22 protein-coding genes are annotated in these 19,724 nt (G+C 77.8%); 12 read left to right on the plus strand and 10 right to left on the minus strand.

Annotated elements, in window-relative coordinates:
* Positions 1 to 25 precede the first annotated feature (25 nt).
* Positions 26 to 1,066: an NAD(P)-dependent alcohol dehydrogenase gene (locus UXQ13_RS00545; protein WP_336391614.1), complete on the plus strand. Its 1,041-nt coding sequence runs from the start codon at positions 26 to 28 to the stop codon at positions 1,064 to 1,066.
* A gap of 5 nt (positions 1,067 to 1,071) precedes the next feature.
* On the opposite strand, the gene UXQ13_RS00550 is transcribed toward UXQ13_RS00545, so the two are convergent.
* From UXQ13_RS00550 to UXQ13_RS00560, 3 genes are read right to left on the minus strand one after another with little or no spacing between them, the layout of a single operon-like run.
* On the minus strand, positions 1,072 to 1,824 hold the full coding sequence (locus UXQ13_RS00550; protein ID WP_225234380.1) for an adenosylcobinamide-GDP ribazoletransferase: 753 nt from the start codon (positions 1,822 to 1,824) through the stop codon (positions 1,072 to 1,074).
* The gene (locus tag UXQ13_RS00555) at positions 1,821 to 2,342 is read right to left on the minus strand and encodes a bifunctional adenosylcobinamide kinase/adenosylcobinamide-phosphate guanylyltransferase (RefSeq protein ID WP_225234381.1); all 522 of its coding nucleotides are present in this window, start codon (positions 2,340 to 2,342) and stop codon (positions 1,821 to 1,823) included. The genes UXQ13_RS00550 and UXQ13_RS00555 overlap by 4 nt, the downstream gene beginning before the upstream one ends.
* Complete coding sequence (locus UXQ13_RS00560; protein ID WP_225234382.1) at positions 2,339 to 2,875, minus strand: histidine phosphatase family protein; 537 nt, start codon at positions 2,873 to 2,875, stop codon at positions 2,339 to 2,341. The genes UXQ13_RS00555 and UXQ13_RS00560 overlap by 4 nt, the downstream gene beginning before the upstream one ends.
* A gap of 36 nt (positions 2,876 to 2,911) precedes the next feature.
* Here UXQ13_RS00560 and UXQ13_RS00565 point away from each other — a divergent pair, with 36 nt between their 5' ends.
* Positions 2,912 to 3,739 (plus strand): Fic family protein, encoded by an 828-nt coding sequence (locus tag UXQ13_RS00565; protein WP_225234383.1) that lies wholly within the window; start codon positions 2,912 to 2,914, stop codon positions 3,737 to 3,739.
* Positions 3,740 to 3,795: 56 nt separating this feature from the next.
* Here UXQ13_RS00565 and UXQ13_RS00570 read toward each other — a convergent pair whose 3' ends face one another.
* The gene (locus UXQ13_RS00570) at positions 3,796 to 4,737 is read right to left on the minus strand and encodes a DUF559 domain-containing protein (protein WP_225234384.1); all 942 of its coding nucleotides are present in this window, start codon (positions 4,735 to 4,737) and stop codon (positions 3,796 to 3,798) included.
* 137 nt (positions 4,738 to 4,874) lie between these two features.
* Between UXQ13_RS00570 and UXQ13_RS00575 the strand changes: the two genes are divergently transcribed.
* Complete coding sequence (locus tag UXQ13_RS00575) at positions 4,875 to 5,909, plus strand: aldo/keto reductase (RefSeq protein WP_225234385.1); 1,035 nt, start codon at positions 4,875 to 4,877, stop codon at positions 5,907 to 5,909.
* On the opposite strand, the gene UXQ13_RS00580 is transcribed toward UXQ13_RS00575, so the two are convergent.
* Genes UXQ13_RS00580 through UXQ13_RS00600 form a run of 5 tightly spaced genes read right to left on the minus strand, consistent with a single transcriptional unit; the run spans position 5,887 to position 10,307 of the window.
* The gene (locus tag UXQ13_RS00580) at positions 5,887 to 6,312 is read right to left on the minus strand and encodes a YkvA family protein (RefSeq protein WP_336391615.1); all 426 of its coding nucleotides are present in this window, start codon (positions 6,310 to 6,312) and stop codon (positions 5,887 to 5,889) included. The two genes, UXQ13_RS00575 and UXQ13_RS00580, sit on opposite strands and share 23 nt — an antisense overlap.
* Positions 6,312 to 7,724 (minus strand): argininosuccinate synthase, encoded by a 1,413-nt coding sequence (gene argG / locus UXQ13_RS00585; protein ID WP_225234387.1) that lies wholly within the window; start codon positions 7,722 to 7,724, stop codon positions 6,312 to 6,314. The genes UXQ13_RS00580 and argG overlap by 1 nt, the downstream gene beginning before the upstream one ends.
* Positions 7,725 to 7,753: 29 nt before the next feature.
* On the minus strand, positions 7,754 to 8,401 hold the full coding sequence (locus UXQ13_RS00590) for a response regulator (protein WP_225234388.1): 648 nt from the start codon (positions 8,399 to 8,401) through the stop codon (positions 7,754 to 7,756).
* Positions 8,398 to 9,510, minus strand: a complete 1,113-nt coding sequence (gene macS / locus UXQ13_RS00595; RefSeq protein ID WP_225234389.1) for a MacS family sensor histidine kinase — start codon at positions 9,508 to 9,510, stop codon at positions 8,398 to 8,400. The genes UXQ13_RS00590 and macS overlap by 4 nt, the downstream gene beginning before the upstream one ends.
* A complete protein-coding gene (locus tag UXQ13_RS00600; protein WP_225234390.1) occupies positions 9,510 to 10,307 on the minus strand; it encodes an HAD family hydrolase in 798 nt (265 codons plus the stop codon). Before UXQ13_RS00600 ends, macS begins: the two co-directional genes overlap by 1 nt.
* 126 nt (positions 10,308 to 10,433) lie before the next feature.
* Here UXQ13_RS00600 and ssd point away from each other — a divergent pair, with 126 nt between their 5' ends.
* The 7 genes from ssd to UXQ13_RS00635 all read left to right on the plus strand — a co-directional run bounded on the left by ssd (position 10,434) and on the right by UXQ13_RS00635 (position 15,146).
* The gene (ssd, locus tag UXQ13_RS00605) at positions 10,434 to 11,504 is read left to right on the plus strand and encodes a septum site-determining protein Ssd (protein ID WP_225234391.1); all 1,071 of its coding nucleotides are present in this window, start codon (positions 10,434 to 10,436) and stop codon (positions 11,502 to 11,504) included.
* Entirely contained in the window at positions 11,497 to 12,630 is a 1,134-nt protein-coding gene (locus UXQ13_RS00610) for a TadA family conjugal transfer-associated ATPase (protein ID WP_225234392.1), read from the plus strand. The genes ssd and UXQ13_RS00610 overlap by 8 nt, the downstream gene beginning before the upstream one ends.
* Positions 12,627 to 13,391: a type II secretion system F family protein gene (locus UXQ13_RS00615; protein ID WP_225234393.1), complete on the plus strand. Its 765-nt coding sequence runs from the start codon at positions 12,627 to 12,629 to the stop codon at positions 13,389 to 13,391. The genes UXQ13_RS00610 and UXQ13_RS00615 overlap by 4 nt, the downstream gene beginning before the upstream one ends.
* Positions 13,388 to 14,095: a type II secretion system F family protein gene (locus tag UXQ13_RS00620; protein WP_225234394.1), complete on the plus strand. Its 708-nt coding sequence runs from the start codon at positions 13,388 to 13,390 to the stop codon at positions 14,093 to 14,095. The genes UXQ13_RS00615 and UXQ13_RS00620 overlap by 4 nt, the downstream gene beginning before the upstream one ends.
* 141 nt (positions 14,096 to 14,236) lie before the next feature.
* Positions 14,237 to 14,419 carry a DUF4244 domain-containing protein gene (locus UXQ13_RS00625; protein WP_225234395.1) on the plus strand — a complete coding sequence of 61 codons (183 nt, stop codon included), beginning with the start codon at positions 14,237 to 14,239 and terminating at the stop codon, positions 14,417 to 14,419.
* 2 nt (positions 14,420 to 14,421) lie between these two features.
* Positions 14,422 to 14,781 (plus strand): TadE family type IV pilus minor pilin, encoded by a 360-nt coding sequence (locus UXQ13_RS00630; protein ID WP_225234396.1) that lies wholly within the window; start codon positions 14,422 to 14,424, stop codon positions 14,779 to 14,781.
* Positions 14,778 to 15,146 carry an Rv3654c family TadE-like protein gene (locus tag UXQ13_RS00635; protein WP_225234397.1) on the plus strand — a complete coding sequence of 123 codons (369 nt, stop codon included), beginning with the start codon at positions 14,778 to 14,780 and terminating at the stop codon, positions 15,144 to 15,146. Before UXQ13_RS00630 ends, UXQ13_RS00635 begins: the two co-directional genes overlap by 4 nt.
* 8 nt (positions 15,147 to 15,154) lie before the next feature.
* On the opposite strand, the gene UXQ13_RS00640 is transcribed toward UXQ13_RS00635, so the two are convergent.
* A complete protein-coding gene (locus UXQ13_RS00640) occupies positions 15,155 to 17,734 on the minus strand; it encodes a DEAD/DEAH box helicase (RefSeq protein ID WP_225234398.1) in 2,580 nt (859 codons plus the stop codon).
* 154 nt (positions 17,735 to 17,888) lie between these two features.
* Between UXQ13_RS00640 and UXQ13_RS00645 the strand changes: the two genes are divergently transcribed.
* Together UXQ13_RS00645 and UXQ13_RS00650 are read left to right on the plus strand one after the other, a co-directional pair.
* Positions 17,889 to 18,206 carry a hypothetical protein gene (locus UXQ13_RS00645; RefSeq protein ID WP_225234399.1) on the plus strand — a complete coding sequence of 106 codons (318 nt, stop codon included), beginning with the start codon at positions 17,889 to 17,891 and terminating at the stop codon, positions 18,204 to 18,206.
* Positions 18,203 to 19,711: an alpha/beta hydrolase gene (locus UXQ13_RS00650; protein ID WP_225234400.1), complete on the plus strand. Its 1,509-nt coding sequence runs from the start codon at positions 18,203 to 18,205 to the stop codon at positions 19,709 to 19,711. Before UXQ13_RS00645 ends, UXQ13_RS00650 begins: the two co-directional genes overlap by 4 nt.
* Positions 19,712 to 19,724 lie beyond the last annotated feature (13 nt).

Below are 19,724 nucleotides of genomic sequence, written 5' to 3' on the forward strand. Positions count from 1 at the left end.
TCTGTCTGGCCCTGAGGAGGACCCCGTGCGCCCCACCACCGCCCTCGCCGTCGACGGCACCGACACCGTCGTCGCCCCCCGGCCGATCACCCGCCGCGAGCTCCGCCCGGACGACGTGGCCGTCCGGGTGGACTGGTGCGGGGTCTGCCACACCGACCTGCACGCGCTCCGCGGCCGGGAGGCCGGCGGCCCGCTGCTGGTGCCCGGGCACGAGGCCACCGGCACCGTCCTCGCCGTGGGCGCGGCGGTCACCGAGCACGCCGTCGGGGACGTCGTCGCCGTGGGCAACATCGTGGACTCGTGCGGGGAGTGCCCGTCGTGCCTCGCCGGCCAGCAGAACTGGTGCACGGAGTTCCCCACCCTCACCTACGGGGGCGTCGACCGGGTCGACGGCACCCCGACGCTGGGGCTGTGGGCCGGCGAGGTCGTCATCCGGGAGTCCTTCGTGCACCCGCTGCCCGCCGGGCTGGACCCCGCGGCGGCGGCCCCGCTGCTGTGCGCCGGCGCCACCGTGTGGGAGCCCCTGCGGTCCGCCGGGGTCGGCCCCGGCAGCCGGGTCGCCGTCGTCGGGCTGGGCGGGCTGGGTCACCTGGCGGTCAAGTTCGCCGCCGCGCTGGGCGCCGAGGTGACCGTGCTCAGCCGGAGCGCGGACAAGGCCGACGACGCCCGTGCGCTGGGCGCGACCGCGCTGGTGGTCAGCACGGACGAGGCGGCGATGGCCGCGGTGGCCGACACCTTCGACCTGGTGGTGGACACCGTGGCGGTGCCGCACGACCTGGGTCCGCTGCTGCGCACGGTCGCCGTCGACGGCGTGCTGTGCTCGCTGGGCGACCTCGGCCCGGTCACCGTGCAGATCATGGACCTGCTGGTCGGCCGGAAGAAGCTGACCTCCTCGGGCAGCGCCGGCCTGCCGTCGACCCGGGAGATGCTGGCGTTCTGCGCCGAGCACGGGGTGACCGCCGACGTCGAGGTGCTGCCTGCCGCCCGGGTGCAGGAGGCACTCGACCGGCTGGCCGTCGGCGACGTCCGGCACCGCTTCGTGCTGGACACCTCGGCGCTGTCCTGAGCCGGTCAGCCCAGGAGCACCGCCGCGGCCAGGAGGGTGGCCGTGGCGGTGACCTCGCCGGCGGCGCCCATGACGTCGCCGTTGACCCCGCCCAGCCGGGCCCGGGCCCGGCGGTGCAGCAGCTCGCCGGCGGCCAGGCCGAGCGCGGCGGCGGCCACCAGCCGGCCGCCCTGCCCGAGGTCGCCCAGCCACAGCGCGGTGCCCAGCACCAGCAGGACGACGACCACCGCGCAGGCGGCCAGCCAGGCGCGGGAGACGGTGCCGGCGACCGCGGCGCCCAGCGAGGAGCCGGCCGCGGTGGGCACCCCGGGCAGGCCGCAGCGGGACATCGCCAGCCGGGCGGCGACCACCGCCGTCACCGGCGCGAGCCATCCGCCGTCCAGGGAGAGCAGCTGGGCCAGGCAGGCGACCTGCAGCAGGAGGGCCAGCACCAGGGTGGCGACCCCGAACGGGCCGACGTCGCCCGACCGCATCACCTCCAGCGCCCGCTCCCGCCCGCGCAGCGGACCCAGGCCGTCGGCGGTGTCGGCCAGCCCGTCCAGGTGCAGCCCGCGGGTCAGCCAGGCCAGCAGCGCGACCGCCAGCACCGCGCCGACCAGGGGGGAGGCGGAACGGGCGGCCAGCCAGCCGACCAGCGCGGCCAGGGCGCCGAGGACCAGGCCGACCAGCGGCGCCCACGGCAGCACGCCGCGCGCGCTCGCCGACCCGGGCACGCGGAAGACCGTCAGCCACCCGAAGGCGGCCCACACCCCGCTCACCGCAGGCGCTGGGGGAGTCCTGCGACGACGAAGAACACCTCGTCGGCGGTGGCGGCCAGCCGCTGGTTCACCGTGCCGAGGGTGTCCCGGAACAGCCGGCCCGACGACGTCTCGGGGATGACGCCCAGCCCGACCTCGTCGCTGACGGCCACGACGTGCGCCGGGGTCATCACCCAGGCCTCGAGCAGCTCGTCGACCCGCCGGGACAGGCGGTCGGCGGCCCGCTGGCCGCCGTCCCAGACCCCGCTGGCGTCCATCATCGCGGTGACCCAGGTGGTGATCGAGTCGACCAGGTAGGTGCCCGGGAGCACCAGCTCGCCGGGGTTGGTGGTCTCCTTCGTCGTCCACGCGGCCGGCCGGCGGGCGCGGTGCGCGGCGATCCGGGCGGCCCAGTCGGCGTCCCCGGGTCGGGGGTCGGTGGTGGCCAGGTAGGTGACGTCGTCCCGGCCCTCGAGCAGCGACTCGGCGTGCGCGGACTTGCCCGACCGCGAGCCGCCGAGGACGAGGGCGCGGCTCACAGCTCGAGCCGGGTGATCGAGCCGTTGTGCGGGGTGACCGCGGGCATCGCCTCGGGGCCGTCGCCGGCGAGCACGGCCTGGGCGGCGCGGATGGTGTCGCCGTGGGTGACCAGCGCGACCACCTCGGCCGGCGGGGCCGCCCGCAGGCCGTCCAGGTAGGTCGCCACCCGGGCGTGCAGCTGCGCCAGGGACTCCCCGCCGTCGGCGGACCAGTGCACGTCGGTCCAGTCCACGAGGTCCCACAGCTCGCGGGAGGGCCGGCCCTCCAGGACGCCGTACCCCTGCTCGCGCAGCGCCGGGGTGGTGGTGAAGCGGCGTCCGGTGGCGGCCATGCAGTGCTCGGCGGTCTGCACGGCCCGGTGCAGGTCGCTGGCCACCATCGCGCCGGGGCGCAGGCCCTTGAGCTCGGTGGCCGCGCCGCGGGCCTGCTCGTGGCCGAGCTCGGTCAACGGCACGTGCGCCGTCTGGCCCTGCATGAGGCCGGCGGCGTTCCAGGTGCTCTGTCCGTGCCGGACGAGCAGGAGCGTGGTCATCGAGGGGGAGCCTAGGTGCGCGGTTACCGTCGAGGCGTGACGATCCCCCTGCGGCCCCCGACGGACGGCCCCGGCGCGGCAGGCCTGGGTGCCCGCCGCGCGGCCCCGCGGCCGACCCGGCCGGCCGGTCCGGACCCGCTGGCCCCGCTGCTGGACCTGCCCGGCGTACGCGACGCGGCCGACGCGGCCCGCACCGCGGTCGACCGGCTGCTCGGCCACAAGGTGCTGCGCCGGGAGTCCGCCGGCGTGAGCTCGGAGTCCGCGCTGCGCGGCGCCCGCGCCTCGGCGTCGCTGGAGGGCGTCGACGTCCCGCTGGCCCAGGTGCGCACCGGCGACGTCAGCGAGCCGACCCTGCAGGGCGCGCTGCGGGTCTCGGTCGCGCTGGGCTCGATGGTCGACACCTGGGACCGCGCGCCGGGCCAGGTGCTGGCCCGCATGCACGTGCTCGCCGCCGCCGACCTGGTGCCCAGCGCCGAGCTGGGCCGGCCCGCGCCGCAGTCCAGCGGCCGGCTGGGCGGGGTGTTCGGGCTGATCACCGGGGCGACGACCGCCCCGGCCGTGCTGATCGCCGCGGTCGTGCACGGCGAACTGGCCGCGGTCGAGCCCTTCGCCGTGGGCAGCGGGGTGGTGGCCCGGGCCGCCGGCCGGCTGACCGGCATCGCCCGCGGCCTGGACCCCAAGGCCGTCTCCGTGCCCGAGGTGGGCTTCGCCGAGCTGGGGGCTGATGCGTACGCCGAGGCCCTGGCCGGCTACCGCAGCGGCACCGCCGAGGGCGTCGCCGGCTGGCTGGCGCACTGCTGCCGGGCCACCGAGCTGGGCGCCGTCGAGGGCCTGGCCATCTGCGAGTCCCTCCTCCGCGGGTAGCCCCCAGGCCTCGCCGAGTGCGGAGCCAGACCGGTCATCGGCGTGGATGAGCGGTCTCAGTCCGCACTCGACGATGCAAGGGCTGCCGCCACCAGCGCCACGATGCGCTCGGGGTGGTGGAGGTCGGCCGCCGTCACGTAGAGCACCCGCCAACCTGCGGCTTGCAGGCGGTTCATCCGTTGCCGGTCCGGGCCCAGCCGGGTCAGGTGGACCTCGCCGTCGTACTCCAGGGCCACTCTCAGCGCCGGCCAGGCGAAGTCCACCCGGGCCACCTCGCGTCCGCGAGCGTCGCGCACCCGGTGCTGAGCCATCGGTCTGGGCAGTGCGGACCGGTGGAGGACCAACCGCGTCCGGGTCTCCTGCGGTGACTCGGCCAGGCCGTCGGCGTCGGCCAGGGCGGCCCGGATCCGCCGGCAGCCACGCCCCGTGCGGGTGCCGGCACGGTCCTCGAGGTCGGCCAGGGTGACGGTCCGGTGCTCGCGGGGCCCGAGCTGGCAGAACTGGTCCAGGACCACCACGGCGTCGTCGTGGCGGAGCTCGGCAGCGAGGTCGAGGGCGGTGACCGTGGGGAGCGTCAGTCGCACCCCGTCCCGCCGTCCGACGTCCTGGGCGAACACCGCGCGCCGGCGGACGACGAGGCCCGCGATGCGCTGCTGACCAGCCGGGCGGCGGATGCCGTCGGCGTCGGGTGCCCGCCGTGGACGCGCGACCTCGACATCGGCCCGGTCGGGGTCGCCGGTGGGCCCGTCGACGTCCACGCCCCACAGTCGGGCAGCGCTGCGCCCGCAGACCACGGCGTCGGGGAACAGAACCAGGGCGGCCCGCACCCGGAGCTCGTGGGTGAGCGGCACCCCGGCCGCGATGTAGACGTCCGGGAACACCCGCACCCACCCCGGGCCGGCCAGCTGGTGCCGGGTGAGCGTGCCCGCCGCCACCGCGGCGGACCCCCGGAACGGCCGGGAGCCGAGGGCGGGCGCAGGGCGCGGCGGCCGGGACACGCTCGCAGGCTCCAGCACGGCGGACACCGATGTGGATCTTGTCCACAGGCGCCGTCGAGTGCGGAGCCAGGCCGGTCATCCCCGGCGATGGGCGGTCTCACTCCGCACTCGACGGCCGCTCCGCCCACACTGGGGGCATGCGCTTCCTCGACGTCGACGGTCTCGGTCCGGTCTCCCGGATCGGGTTGGGCACCTGGCAGTTCGGCTCCCGGGAGTGGGGCTACGGCGACGACTACGCCGACGCGGGCGCGACCGCGATCGTCCGGCGGGCCCTCGAGCTGGGCGTCACCCTCTTCGACACCGCCGAGGTCTACGGGCCGGGCAAGAGCGAGCGGATCCTCGGCGCGGCGCTGGGTGCCGACCGGGACGACGTCGTCCTGGCCTCGAAGGTGCTCCCGGTCGCGCCGTTCCCGAAGCTGGTCCGCAAGGCATGGCAGGGGAGCGCGCAGCGGCTCGGCGTGCGGCGGATCCCGCTGTACCAGGTGCACCAGCCCAACCCGGTGGTCCCCGACACCGTGACGATGAAGGGCATGGGCGCGCTGCTCGACGAGGGCCGGATCGGCGCCGTCGGCGTCTCGAACTACAGCCTGGAGCGCTGGCGGGCCGCCGACGCCGCGCTGGGCCGGCCCGTGGTCAGCAACCAGGTGGACTTCTCCCTCGCCGCCGCCGGCCCGCTGGAGGACCTGGTGCCCTTCGCCGAGGCGGAGGACCGGGTGGTGATCGCCTACAGCCCGCTCGCCCAGGGCCTGCTCGGCGGCAAGTACGGCGTGGACAACCGCCCCGGCGGCGTCCGGGCGATGAACAAGCTCTTCGGCACCGAGAACCTGCGCCGGGTGGAGCCGCTCCTGGAGCTGCTGCGGGAGGTGGCCGCCGCGCACCGCGTCGAGCCGGCCCAGGTCGCGCTGGCCTGGCTCCTCTCGCTGCCCCGGGTCATCGCGATCCCGGGCGCCTCCAGCGTCGAGCAGCTGGAGTTCAACGTGGCCGCCGCCGACCTCGAGCTGGCCGCCGACGAGCAGGCCGCGCTGACCACCGCGGCCCGGGCCTTCGACCCCAAGGCCACGGTCGGCACGCTGCTGGACCGGGCGAAGGAGGAGGCCGGGCCGTTGCTGGGCCGGGCCCGCAGCGAGGCCGGCCCGCTGGTGGACAAGGTCAGGCAGGCCCTGCGGCGCTGAGCCCGGCCAGCCGGCGCACCAGGTCCAGGCCGGCGGGGGTGCCGGGCCAGTGCCGGGTCAGCGCCTCCGGCCCGGCCCGCCGCACCACCGCGCGCAGCACCAGGGCCACCACCACGGCGTCGTCGGCGTACCCGATGACCGGCAGCACGTCGGGCACCAGGTCCACCGGCGACGCCAGGTAGACCAGCAGCAGGACCAGGCCGACCCGCACCCCGCGGGGCAGCGACCCGTCGCCGGCCAACCGCTTCACCAGCCGGACGACGTCGGGCAGCAGCCGCAGCGCCTCCCGGGCGGTGACCGTCTCCGGGTGCCGCCGGGCGTAGCCCCACAGCAGGCCGAGCAGGACGGCGTAGAGCAGCACCAGCCCGGCGACGACGCCCAGCAGGACCTGCCACCACGCCATCAGTCGGTGCCGACCTCCATGGCGGCGCGGTCGAGCATCTGCTCCTCCTCGGAGGCCTCGCCGCGGGAGGCGATGGCGTTCGCGCCGCCGGCCTCCAGGTCGCCGACCAGGTCCGCGTGCGAGCCGAGCATGCCGATCGCGGCGTACTGCTCGAGCTTGGACCGGGAGTCGGCGATGTCCAGGTTGCGCATGGTCAGCTGGCCGATCCGGTCGACCGGGCCGAACGCGGAGTCCGTCGTCCGCTCCATCGACAGCTTGTCGGGGTGGTAGCTGAACGAGGGTCCCTGGGTGTCGAGGATCGTCCAGTCCTCGCCGCGCCGGAGCCGCAGCGTGACCGACCCGGTGACCGCCGCGCCGACCCAGCGCTGCAGCGACTCGCGCAGCATCAGGCCCTGCGGGTCCAGCCAGCGGCCCTCGTACATCAGCCGACCCAGCCGCCGGCCCTCGCGGTGGTAGGTCTCCAGGGTGTCCTCGTTGTGGATGGCGTTGACCAGCCGCTCGTAGGCGATGTGCAGCAGCGCCATGCCCGGGGCCTCGTAGACCCCGCGGCTCTTGGCCTCGATGATCCGGTTCTCGATCTGGTCGCTCATCCCCAGGCCGTGCCGGCCGCCGATCGCGTTGGCGGCGAGCACCAGGTCGACGTCGGAGTCGAACCCGGCGCCGTCGATGCTCACCGGGCGGCCCTGCTCGAAGCCGATGGTGACGTCCTCGGTGGCGATCTCGACCTCGGGGTCCCAGAACCGCACGCCCATGATCGGCTGCACGGCCTCCAGCGGGACGTCGAGGTGCTCGAGGGACTTGGCCTCGTGGGTGGCGCCCCAGATGTTGGCGTCGGTCGAGTAGGCCTTCTCGGTGGAGTCGCGGTAGGGCAGGTCGTGGGCGACCAGCCACTCGCTCATCTCCTTGCGCCCGCCGAGCTCGGTGACGAAGTCGGCGTCCAGCCACGGCTTGTAGATCCGCAGGCTCGGGTTGGCCAGCAGGCCGTACCGGTAGAACCGCTCGATGTCGTTGCCCTTGAACGTCGAGCCGTCGCCCCAGATGCCGACGCCGTCCTCGAGCATGGCCCGCACCAGCAGGGTGCCGGTGACCGCGCGGCCCAGCGGCGTGGTGTTGAAGTAGGCCCGGCCGCCGGAGCGGATGTGGAACGCGCCGCAGGTCAGGGCGGCGAGGCCCTCCTCGACCAGGGCGGCCCGGCAGTCCACCAGCCGGGACAGCTCGGCGCCGTACTGCGCCGCGCGGCCCGGGATCGAGCCGATGTCGGTCTCGTCGTACTGGCCGATGTCGGCGGTGTACGTGCAGGGCACCGCGCCCTTGTCGCGCATCCAGGCGACCGCCACGGAGGTGTCGAGACCTCCGGAGAAGGCGATGCCGACGCGTTCGCCGACGGGGAGGGACGTCAGTACCTTGGACACGACTAGAGATTATGCATGCCGCCGCATGGTCATGCAGAGTCGGGGTCGGTGAGGCCGTGCTCGATGGCGTACCGGGTCAGCTCCACCCGGTTGTGCAGCTGCAGCTTGCGCAGGGTGTTCTGCACGTGGTTCTCCACCGTGCGGTGCGAGAGCACCAGCCGCTCGGCGATGGCCTTGGCCGACAACCCGCGGCTGACCAGCTTGAGCACCTCGGTCTCCCGCTCGGTCAGCTGCGGGGCGCCCGGGTCGGGACCGGCCTGCAGCCGCCGGTACTCACCCAGCAGCAGCCCGGCCAGCCCGGCGGAGAAGACCGCGTCCCCGGCCGCCGTCCGGGTGACCGCGTCGGCCAGCTCGTCGGCGCCGGCGGACTTCACCAGGTAGCCCGAGGCGCCGGCCTTGACCGCCTCCAGCACGTCCGCCTGCTCGGCGCTGGCCGAGAGCACCAGCACCCGGGTGCCCGGCAGGGCGGCGACGACGTCCCGGGTGGCGTCGACCCCGGACCCGGTGCCCAGCTGCAGGTCCATGACCACCACGTCGGGCCGGACGGCCAGGGCGCGGCGGACGGCGGACCCGGCGTCCCCGGCCGTGGCGACCACCTCGAAGCCGCGGGCGGCGAGGTCGCGCTCCACGGCCTCGCGCCACATCGGGTGGTCGTCGACCACCATCACGGTCGTCATCGCGGCGTCCCCCTCGGGATCGTGAGCTCCCACTCGGTGCCCTGGCCGGGCGCGGTGTGCAGGACGGCGGACCCGCCCAGGTCGGCCAGCCTGCCGCAGATCGAGGAGCGGACCCCGTGGTGCCCCTCGCCGGCGGCGGCGGGCAGCCGTCCGTCGGGGATGCCCGGGCCGTCGTCCCGGACCACCACGACCACCTCGTCGTCGGCCGGCTCCAGCGAGACCCAGGCGTGCGCCCCGGCGGCGTGCTCGGCGGTGTTGGCCAGGGCCTCCCGCACCGCGGCGGTCAGCTCGGCGGCGGTGTGCGCGGGCAGCTCGACCGGCTCGGCGGGACCGGCCACGTCGACGTCGGGGGTGGCCAGCAGCCGCAGCGCGGTGCCCAGGTCGGCGGTGCCGACGGCGACCTCGGGCCCGGTGGTCAGCAGCCCGCGCAGCGCGACCTCCTGCTCGGCGGCCAGCCGGGTCAGCTCCGGGTCCACGCCCCGGCGGCGGACGGCGGCCAGCACCTGCAGGACGCCGTCGTGCACCGCCCGGCCCAGCCGTTCGCGCTCCTGCGCGGCGGCCTGCGCCGCGGCGGCCTCCCGCAGCGCGAGCTCGGCCCGCCGGGTGATCGTGGCCGCGTAGCCCAGCAGCCCGGCGGTGAGCACCAGCAGCGTCAGGTTGAAGACCTCGCGGTCGCCGACGTAGCCGCGCAGGAAGGTGACCGCCGCCCAGACGACGACGGCACCGGCCACGCCGCCGTCCCGGCCGCGGGCCAGCGCCATGGCCAGCGCGGGCCCGGCCACCCAGATCGAGGTGACGATGGGGGCGCCCTCGCCGAACGCCCCGGCGGGCTGGGTGGCCACGGTGGCGGCCAGAACCAGCACGGTGACCCCGAGGTCGAGCAGGGTCACCCGGGTGCGGCGGCCCGCGGCGCGGCTGTAGGCGACGGTGACCACCGCGGTCCACACCGCCATCGCGACCAGCACGGCGACCGGGGCCGCCGTCCCGGGGTAGTCGTCGCGCTCCCGGAACCAGCCGGCGACGGCCAGCACCCACGCGACCAGCCGGAACGCGACCACGACCCGCCACAGCGGGGCGAGCAGGTCGCGCTGCCGGAGCTCCCCGGCCATCAGGCGCGCAGGGCCCGCCGGCGCACGAACCAGGCCAGCCCGACGACGGCGGCGCCGACGCCCACGGCCGCCCCGGTGACCACCTGGCCGCGCTGCGTCGTCCGCGAGCTCAGGGCGACCGGACGGCGGAACTCCAGCACCGGCCAGCCGCGCTCGGCCGCCGCCCGGCGCAGTCCCCGGTCCGGGTTGACCGCGGTGGGGTGGCCGACCGCGGTCAGCATCGGCAGGTCGGTGATCGAGTCGGAGTAGGCGTGGCAGTCGGCCAGGTCGTAGCCGCGCTCGGCGGCCACCTCGCGCATCGCCGACGCCTTGCCCTCCCCGTAGGCGTAGAACTCGATCTCGCCGGTGTAGCGGCCGTCCACCACGACCATCCGGGTGGCCACCACCCGGTCGACGCCGAGCATCTCGCCGATCGGCTCGACCATCTCCGCCCCGCTGCTGGAGACGATCACGACCTCCCGGCCGGCCGCCTTGTGCGCCTCGACCAGGTCGACGGCCTCGGCGTAGACCAGCGGGTCGACGATCGTGTGCAGGGTCTCCCGGACGATGTCGTGCACCACGTCGACGTCCCAGCCGGTGCACATCGCGGTGATCTGCGCGCGCATCCGCTCCATCTGCACCGCGTCCGCCCCGGCGAGGGAGAACATGAACTGCGCGTAGGCGCCCTTGAGCACCGCGCGGCGGTTGATCAGCCCGCCCTGGAAGAACGGCCGGCCGAAGGCCAGCGTGCTCGACTTGGCGATCACGGTCTTGTCCAGGTCGAAGAACACCGCGCTGCGGGGTCCGTCGGGGCTCATGGGGCACGAGGCTAGGGCTAGCAGACGCCGCCGACGTCCGGCGCGCCGTCGTCCACACCCGCAGGGGTTGTCCACAGATCCCGTCCGGGCCGCCCGCGGACGCCGTCCGGGGGGCTCACTGCCGGGGTGGACGAACGCACCGAACCCCATCCGCTGGTCATCAGCGCCGACGACGGCCTGGTCGACGAGCTGCTGCACCTGCTCGCCGCCGCCGGCACCACCCCGGAGCTCACGCACGGCGGTGCTGCGCTGCGCCGGGCCCACCGGTCGGCCCCGCTGGTGGTGCTGGGCGCCGACGTCCTGGGGGCCGCCGCGGTCCGGGCGCTGCCCCGCCGGCCCGGCGTGGTGGTGGCCAGCCGGGAGGAGCTGACCGGCGAGGGCTTCGAGGCGGCCCTGGCGGTCGGCGCCGAGCGGGTCGTCGTGCTGCCCCGGGACGAGGGCTGGCTGGTCGAGCGGGCGGCCCGGGCGGTCCGGGACCCGGTCGACCCCGGGGCGCTGGTCGTGGTCTCCGGGGCGTGCGGCGGCGCCGGGGCGAGCACGCTGGCCACCGCGCTGGCGCTGGGCCTGCCCGGCGAGCGGGCCACCGTGCTGGTCGACACCGACCCGGCCGGCGGCGGGCTGGACCTGCTGCTGGGGGCCGAGTGGGCCGAGGGCCTGCGCTGGCCGGACCTGGCCGGCCTGCGCGGGCGGGTCGACGGCGCGGCCGTGGTGGCCTCGCTGCCGCGGACCCACGGCGTGCACGTCCTGGCGCCGTCCCGCGAGGTGGCCGGGCCGGTGCCGCCCGGCGCGCTGGCCGCGGTGGTCGAGGCGGCCCGGGCGGACGGGCACCCGGTGGTCGTGGACCTGCCGCACCGGCCCGACCCGGCGGTGGCCGAGCAGGTGCTCGCCGACGCCGACCTCGCGGTGCTCGTGGTCCCGGGCCGGGTGCGGGCGCTCGCCGCGGCCGGCACGCTGCTGCGCGACCCGGTGTGGGGCCGGGCCGCGCTGGTCGCCCGCACCACACCGGGTGGGGTGGGCGCCGCCGAGGTGGCGACCGCCCTGGGCCGGCCGGTGGTGGCCGAGCTGGTGCACGACCGCTCCGCCCCGGCCCGCGCCGAGCGGGGCGAGCCGCCCCAGGTCGGGGCACGCACGCCGCTGGGCCAGGTGGTCCGGCGGCTGCTCCCGCGGGTGGGTGCCGGCTCGGTGGCCCGTGCCTGAGCCGCTGGTCGACCGGGTGCGGGCCCGGCTGGCCACCGGGACCGCGCGGCCCGACCAGGCCACGGTCGCCGCCCTGGTCCGGCAGGAGAGCGCCGGTCTGCTCGGCGACGGCGACGTGCTCAGCGCGGTCCGGGCGGCGGTCGACGAGTTCGCCGGTGCCGGGGTGCTGGAGCCGTTGCTGCGCACCCCGGGGACCACCGACGTGCTGGTGGTCGGGCCGGACCAGGTCTGGGTGGACCGGGGGTCGGGCCTGGAGCGGACGGCGGTGCGGTTCGCCGACGACGAGGCGGTGCGCCGGCTCGCCGTCCGGCTGGCCGGGTCGGCCGGACGGCGGCTGGACGACGCTGCGCCGTGGGTGGACGTCGGCCTGCCCGACGGCACCCGGCTGCACGCGGTGCTGCCCCCGGTGTCCGGCAGCGGCACCTGCCTGTCCCTGCGCGTCCTGCGCCGGGCCCGGCTGGCGCTGCCCGACCTGGCCGCGGCCGGTTCCCTGCCCGGCCGGTCGGCCGAGCTGCTGGCCGCCGTGGTGCGCCGCCGGGTGGCCTTCCTGGTCACCGGCGGCACCGGCACCGGCAAGACGACGCTGCTCTCGGCGTTGCTGGGGGCCGCCGACCCGGCCGAGCGGCTGCTGCTGTGCGAGGACGCCGCCGAGCTCGACCCGGCTCACCCGCACGTGGTCCGGCTGCTGACCCGGCCGGCCAACGTGGAGGGCGTCGGCGCCGTCGGGCTGCGCGACCTGGTCCGGCAGGCGCTGCGGATGCGGCCGGACCGGCTGGTCGTGGGCGAGGTGCGCGGCGCCGAGGTGGTGGACCTGCTGGCCGCGCTCAACACCGGTCACGACGGCGGCTGCGGCACGCTGCACGTCAACCGGGCCACCGACGTGCCGGCCCGGCTCGAGGCGCTGGGCACCGCGGCCGGTCTGGACCGGGCCGCGGTGCACAGCCAGGCCGCCGCGGCGCTGTCGGTGGTGGTGCACCTGCGCCGGGAGCCCACCGGTCGGCGGGTGCACGAGATCGGCCTGGTCGCCCGGGACGGCGACCTGGTGCGGGTGGTCCCGGGCTGGCGGGCCGACGGCGGCGTCGCACCGGCCGCGGCCGAGCTGGCCGAGCTGCTCGGCGTGCCGTGAGCGGCGCGCTGCTCTGCCTGGCCGCCGCCGCCCTGTGCTGGCCCCGCCGGGCGGTGCTGTCCCGGTTGCGACCGGATCCCGGGAGAGCCCGGCCGGACGTGCCGCTGGCCGCGGCCGCGGTGGTCGTCGCCGGGGCGGCGGGGGCGCTGCTGAGCACGCCGGTGGTGGCCGCGCTGGCTGCGGCCGGTGCGGGCGCCGGCGTGCGGGCCTGGCGCGGGCGGGTCCGCGCCCGGGACGCCCGGGAGCAGGTGCAGGCGCTGGCCGAGGCGCTCGGCGTGCTGGCCGCCGAGCTGCGGGCCGGCCGGTCGCTGCCCGACGCCACCGGCACCGCGGTCGGGCGCTGCCCGCACCCGGGAGCCGCCGCGGCGCTCGGCCCGGCGCTGGGGCCGGGGTCGGTGGCGGCCGACCTGCCCGAGGAGGCCCGGGACGCCCTGGGCCGGGTGGTCACCGCGGCCCGGGTCAGCGCGCGCACGGGCTGCTCGCTGGCCGCCGTCGTCACCGCGGCCGAGGACGACCTGCGCGCCGGGCTGCGCACCCGCGCCGAGCTGGGTGCGGCGCTGTCGGGGCCGCGGGCCTCGGCCGCCGTCCTGGCTGGGCTGCCGGTGCTCGGCCTGCTGATGGGGTCGGGCATCGGCGCCGATCCCTGGCGGGTGCTCACCACGACCCCGGTCGGCACGGTCCTGCTCGTGGTGGGGGTCGGCCTGGAGGCCGCCGGGATCGCCTGGTCGGGCCGGCTGGCCGCGCGGGCGGCCCGGGCGTGAGCGCCCTCCTGCTGCTCGTGACGGCGCTGCTGGTCTGGCCGCGGGCGCCGGGTCCGGCGGCCCGCCTCACCCGGGCCGACCGCGTGGTCGCGGCGGCCCCCGGTGCGCCGGCGGGGCCGGTGCGGCGCCGGGCGCTGGCGGCGCTGGCCGGGGCGGTCGTGCTCGGGGTGGCCGGCGTGGGGCCGGGCTCCCTGCTGGCGGCCGTCGGGGTCGCGGTGGGCGTGGCGCGCTGGGCCCGCCGGGGAGCGGCGACCGGTGCGGACGACGGCGCCCGGGTCCGCGACGACCTGCCCCTGGTCTGCGACCTGCTGGCGGTCTGCCTGGCGGCGGGCACGCCGGTGCCCGGTGCCCTGGGTGCGGTGGGGGCCGCCGCCGGTGGTCCGCTGGGCCGGGTGCTGGCCGGGGTCGCGGCGCGGCTGCAGCTGGGCGCCCCGGCCAGGACGGCGTGGCGGGACGTGCCGGCCGACGCGGCGGCCTTGGCCCGGGTCGTCGTCCGGGCGGGGGAGTCCGGGTCGTCGGTGGTGCCGGCGCTGCAGGCCCTGGCCGCCGACCTCCGGGTGGCCCAGCGGTCGGCGACGGCCGCGGCGGTGCAGCGGGCCGGGGTGTGGGTGCTGGCCCCGCTGGGGCTGTGCTTCCTGCCGGCGTTCCTGTGCCTGGGCGTCGTGCCGCTGGTGCTGGGCATCGCCGAGGACGTCCTGGGATGAGCACACCCCGGCCGGTCGTGCGGCCCGTCGTCCACACCCGGGGCCGCCGTCCACAGATGCCGTCGGCCCGGTCCGCGGAGCCCCGGTCGGCCCGAGGGTCGTGACGTGGCCCGATGCCCGGGCCGGTCGAGGAGGCAGGACATGAGCAGGCTGTGGCGGCGGTTGACGGCGGGCCCGGAGGACGGGATGAGCACCGCGGAGTACGCGGTCGGGACGGTGGCGGCGTGCGCGTTCGCCGCCGTCCTCTACCAGGTGGTCACCGGCGACTCGGTGGTCGCCGGGCTGGGCGCCCTGGTGGCCAAGGCGCTCGCGACGCTGGCCTGAGGGTGCGCACCGACCGGGCCCGGGAGCGCGGGATGGTCACCGCCGAGACCGCGGTGGTGCTGCCGGTGCTGCTGCTGGTGCTCGCCGGGGCGGTGGCCGCGGTGGTGCTGGTCGGTGCGCAGCTGCGCTGCGTCGACGCGGCGCGGGAGGGCGCCCGGGCCGCGGCCCGCGGGGAGAGCGCGGCCACGGTGGCCGACCTCGCGGGCCGGGCCGGGCCGGACGGCGCCGTGGTCACCACCGGCACTCACGGCGACCGGGTCACCGTGACCGTCTCCGCCCGGGTGCAGCCGCTGGGCCCACTGCCGCTGGGGCTCACCGTGTCGGCGAGCGCCACCGCGCTGGTCGAGGCGGGCACCGGGTGAGGGCCGGGGGCGAGCGGGGGTCGGCCACGGTGTGGACCGTCGCGCTGGCGACCGTGCTGGCCCTGGTCGGCGCGGCCACCGTGCTGGTCGGCGCCGCCGTGGTCGCCCGGCACCGGGCCGGGGCCGCGGCCGACCTCACCGCGCTGGCCGTGGCCGGGCGGGCGGTGCTGGGCGACCTCGCGGCCTGCGCCACCGGCAGCTCGGTCGCCAGGGCCAACGGTGCCGAGCTGACCGGCTGCACCGTCGGGCCGGACGCGGTGGTCGAGGTGGCGATCGCCGTCCCGGTCCGGCTCGGGCCGGTCGGGGTGACGCAGGCCGTGGGCCGGGCACGGGCGGGCCCGGTGCCGTGGGGCGCCGACCCGTGAGCGCACGGTCAGAAGACCAGGTCGTCCTCGGGGGGCTCGGCGAACGGGTCGTCGGCGGGCGGTGGTGGGTCGGCCGCGCTGGGCTGCGGGCGCCCCCGCAGCGCCCGGGCCGGGGGAGCGGCCCCCAGCTGGGCCCGGCGCCGCAGCGCCCGGGAGCGCGCGCTCGAGGTGCCGCCGCGGGCCTGGGCGAACGCCCCGCCCAGCCCGCGCGGGTCCGGCTCGTCGTCGCCCTCCTCGTCGGGCGGGTCGACGTCGCCGGCCGCGGCGAGCTCGTCCAGGACGACGTCGAGCACCCGCACCGCGCCGGCCTTGTCCAGCGGGTCGTTGCCGTTGCCGCACTTGGGCGACTGCACGCACGACGGGCAGCCCGACTCGCACTCGCAGGTGGCCACCGTGGCGCGGGTCGCGGTCAGCCAGCGCCGGAGCACGGCGTGCCCGCGCTCGGCGAAGCCCGCCCCGCCGGGGTGGCCGTCGTAGACCACGATCGTGGCCGCCCCGGTGTCCGGGTGCAGGGCGGTCGAGACCCCGCCCAGGTCCCACCGGTCGCAGGTGGCCAGCAGCGGGAGGATGCCGATCGCGGCGTGCTCGGCGGCGTGCAGGGCGCCCGGGAGCTCGCGGTCGGAGACGTCGGAGCGCTCGATCGCCCGCTCGTCGAGGGTCAGCCAGACCGCCCGGGTGCGCAGCTGGCGGGCCGGCAGGTCCAGCGGGAACTCGGCCAGCACCTCGCCGGTGCCCAGCCGGCGGCGCTGGTAGGCCACCACCTGGTTCGTCACGTCCACGGTGCCGGTGTGCGCGGTGACCGTGCCCAGCCGGCGGGTGGTGGCGATGTCGACGATGGCCAGGTCGGTGACGTCCCGGGCGACCGTCGTCCACTCCGGGCTCTCCGGGTGCACCGCCGCGCAGGCGTCCTCGACGTCGAGCTCGTCGACGACGTAGGTCTCGCCGCGGTGCACGTACAGCGCGCCGGTGTGCACCGCGGAGTGCGCGGCGTCGCCGTCCACGGTGCCCAGCAGCCGCCCGGTGGAGCCCTCGACGATCGAGACCGGCTCGGCCCCCGAGCCGCGGATGTCGACGTCGGGCCGGCCCCGGCCGGCCCAGTACCAACCGGTGGGTCGCCTGCGCAGCTGGCCGGCGGCGACCAGCTCCTCCAGCGCGGCCAGCGCCGCGGGGCCGCCGAACGCGTCGAGCTCGTCCTCGGTCAGCGGCAGCTCGGCGGCCGCGCAGCACAGCTGGGGCCCGAGCACGTAGGGGTTGGACGGGTCGGTGACCGTGGCCTCGATGGCCCGGCCGAAGACCGCCTGCGGGTGGTGGGCGAGGTAGTGGTCCAGCGGGTCGTCGCGGGCCACGAAGACCACCAGCGACTCCCGCTGCGCCCGCCCGGCCCGGCCGGCCTGCTGCCACAGCGAGGCCAGGGTGCCGGGGTAGCCGGCGAGCAGGACGGCGTCCAGGCCGGCGATGTCGATGCCCAGCTCGAGCGCGTTCGTCGTCGCCACCCCGAGCAGCTCCCCGGCCGACAGCGACCGCTCGAGCTCCCGGCGCTCCTCGGGCAGGTAGCCACCGCGGTAGGAGTCCACCCGGCGGGCCAGGTCGCCGCGGCCGCGGTCGGTCAGGATCCGCCGCGCCTGGTCGGCCACCGACTCGGCCGACCGGCGGGACCGGACGAAGGCCAGCGTGCGGGCGCCCTGCTGCACCAGGTCGGCCAGCAGCCCGGCGGCGTCGGCGGCCGCGGACCGCCGCAGCGGCGCACCGTGCTCACCGGTCTTCTCCGTCAGCGGCGGCTCCCACAGCGCGAACGTGGCCCCCGGGCGCGGCGAGCCGTCCTCGGTCACCGCGGTCACCGGGGCGCCCACCAGGCGGGAGGCGGCCAGCGCCGGGTCGGCCACCGTCGCCGAGGCCAGCACGAAGACCGGCTCGGCGCCGTATCGCCGGCAGATCCGCTGCAGCCGGCGCAGCACGTGCCCGACGTGGGAGCCGAAGACGCCGCGGTAGGCGTGGCACTCGTCGACCACGACGTAGGCGACCCGGCGCAGCGTGGAGGACCAGCGCTGGTGCCCGGGCAGGATCCCGCGGTGGACCATGTCCGGGTTGGTCACGATCCAGCGCGAGTGCCGGCGGACCCAGTCGCGCTCCTCCTGGGGGGTGTCCCCGTCGTAGGCCGCCGGCCGGACGTCGGGCGGGGCCAGCGCGGCCACCCCGGCGAGCTGGTCGCGGGCCAGTGCCTTGGTCGGGGCCAGGTAGAGCACGCAGGCCCGCGGGTCCTCGGCCAGCGCGGCGAGTGCCGGCAGCTGGTAGGCCAGCGACTTGCCCGACGCCGTCCCGGTGGCGACGACGACGTGCTGCCCGGCGTGCGCCAGCTCGGCGGCGGCCACCTGGTGCGACCAGGGTTCCTGCACGCCGCGGGCGAGCAGGCGCGCGCGCAGGTCCGGCGGGGTCCAGGCCGGCCAGCCGTCGTGCGCGGCCTCCCGCACCGGCAGCCGGTGCACGTGGGTGACCGGGGAGTCTTCGTCCGGGGTGCCGGCCAGCAGCGCCGAGAGCAGCTCGTCGCCCGGGAGGTCCCGGGGGAGCGGCGCGGCGGCGGACGACGTCACCCCTCCACTGTCACACCCCCTGGCAACCCGCCACCGCCCAGCGGGATCTGTGGAGGGCCACCGGTCCTGTGGACGACGGGCCGCGCGCCGTCGTCCCCCCGGGCGAACCTGCCGGCACCGGCCCGCAGGGGGCCCGGAGAGCAGGAGGACCACCGTGCCCGACACCGTGACCATGCAGCTGGACGCCGTGGCGGCGCTGGCCGGTCAGCTGACCGACCTCGGCGCCGAGCTGGCGACCGACGGGGAGACCACCCGGGCCGACGGCGCCCGGCTCGGCCAGGCGCTGACCGGGCCGGTGGCCGAGGAGCTGGCCGGCACCGGGGCGGGGTGGGGGCAGCTGGTGGACGCCCTCGCCGACCGGGCGCGGACCGTCGCGACCGGCCTGGACCAGGCGGTGCAGTCCTACCGGGCGCTGGACAGCCTGCTGACCGAGCGGGTCGGGGCCGGCCTGAACGCCGCGACCGCCCGGTGACCACCGGGTTGTCGGCGGTCGAGGCGTGGGACCTACCGGCGCTGCAGGGGTCGGTCGCCGGCCTCGCGGCGGTGCCCGACCGGCTGGCCGGCTGGCGGGCCCGGCTGGACGGCCTGCGCGGTCACCTGCGCGGCGCCGACCTGTGGTCCGGCCAGGCCGCCGACGTCGCGGCCACCGCGCTGGTCGAGCTGTCGGCGGTCGCCGGGGAGGTCGGCCGGGCGCTGGGCGGCAGCGCCGAGCAGCTGGGCGTCGTGGTCGTGCGGGCCGGCACCGCGCAGGAGGAGGTCGCCGCGGCCCGGGCCGCGGCCGCCAGCGGTCCGGTGGAGCTGTCGGACTCCGGAGCCGTCCCGCCGGTCGCCCTGGCCGGGATGGCGGCCGACCAGCTGCTGGCCGTCGCCGACCGCGAGCGCGCGGCCGGCTGGGCGGAGTCACACGCCCGCAGCGCGCTCGCCGCCGCCGACGCGGTGCTGCTGGCCGCCCGCGCCGCCGGCGAGCCGCTCACCCCGATGGTGGTCGCGGGGGTCGGGTACACCGGTGTGGCGCAGGCGGCCGCGGCGGTCGCGGCACCCCCGCGGGTCCCGGCCGCCGCCCCGGTCGCCGCCGCGGCCTGGTGGGAGGGGCTGACCCCGGCGGCCCGGCAGGCCGCGATCGCCACCGACCCGGCCGGCGTCGGCGCGCTGGACGGCCTCCCGGCCGCGGCCCGCGACCAGGCCAACCGGCTGCTGCTGGACCAGGCCCTGGCCCACCCCGGCCGGGACGGCCACGGCGTCGCGCTGGACACCGCGGCCCGGCTCGCCGCCCTCGACGCCGCCGGCCCGGCCCAGCTGGTCGCCTTCGACCCGGCCCACGAGGTGGTGGCCCTGTCCGTCGGCGACCTGGACACCGCCGCCGCGGTCGGCGTGCTGGTCCCGGGGATGGCCACCACGCCCGACGACCTCCCCGGCCTGGTCCACGACGCGACGTCGGTCGGTGCCCTGGCGGCCGTCGCGGTGCCCGGCCTGGCCGTGGCGACCCTGGTCTGGCTGGGCTACAGCACCCCGAACATCCTCACGGTCGCGTCGGCCCGCCAGGCCCGGGACGGCGGGGTCGCCCTGGACCGGGCCCTGGACGGCCTGGCCGCATCGCGCGGAGCGGCCGCGGCCGCGGGTGGGCCGCCGCCCCCGCGCACCAGCGTGCTGGCGCACAGCTACGGCACCGTGGTCGCCGGGTACGCGGCCCGGGCGGAGGGGGAGCTGGCCGCCGACGCGGTGGTCCTGCTGGGCAGCCCCGGCGTGCCCGAGGACGACGCCGCCGGCCTGGAGGCACCGGAGGTCTACGGCGCCTGGACGCCGTTCGACCCGGTCTCCTACCTCGGCCGGTTCGGGCCGAGCCCGTCGGACCCGGGGTTCGGGGACACCCCGCTGCCCACCACGCCGGTGCAGCTGCACACCGAGTACTACGACGAGTGGTTCCCGACCCTGGAGGCCGTCGCGGAGGTCGTGGCGGGCACCCGGGACCACGGGTGAGCGCGTCCCCCGG

Origin of the sequence: Klenkia terrae (assembly GCF_037083865.1) — a bacterium.
GTDB classification, from domain to species: domain Bacteria; phylum Actinomycetota; class Actinomycetes; order Mycobacteriales; family Geodermatophilaceae; genus Klenkia; species Klenkia terrae.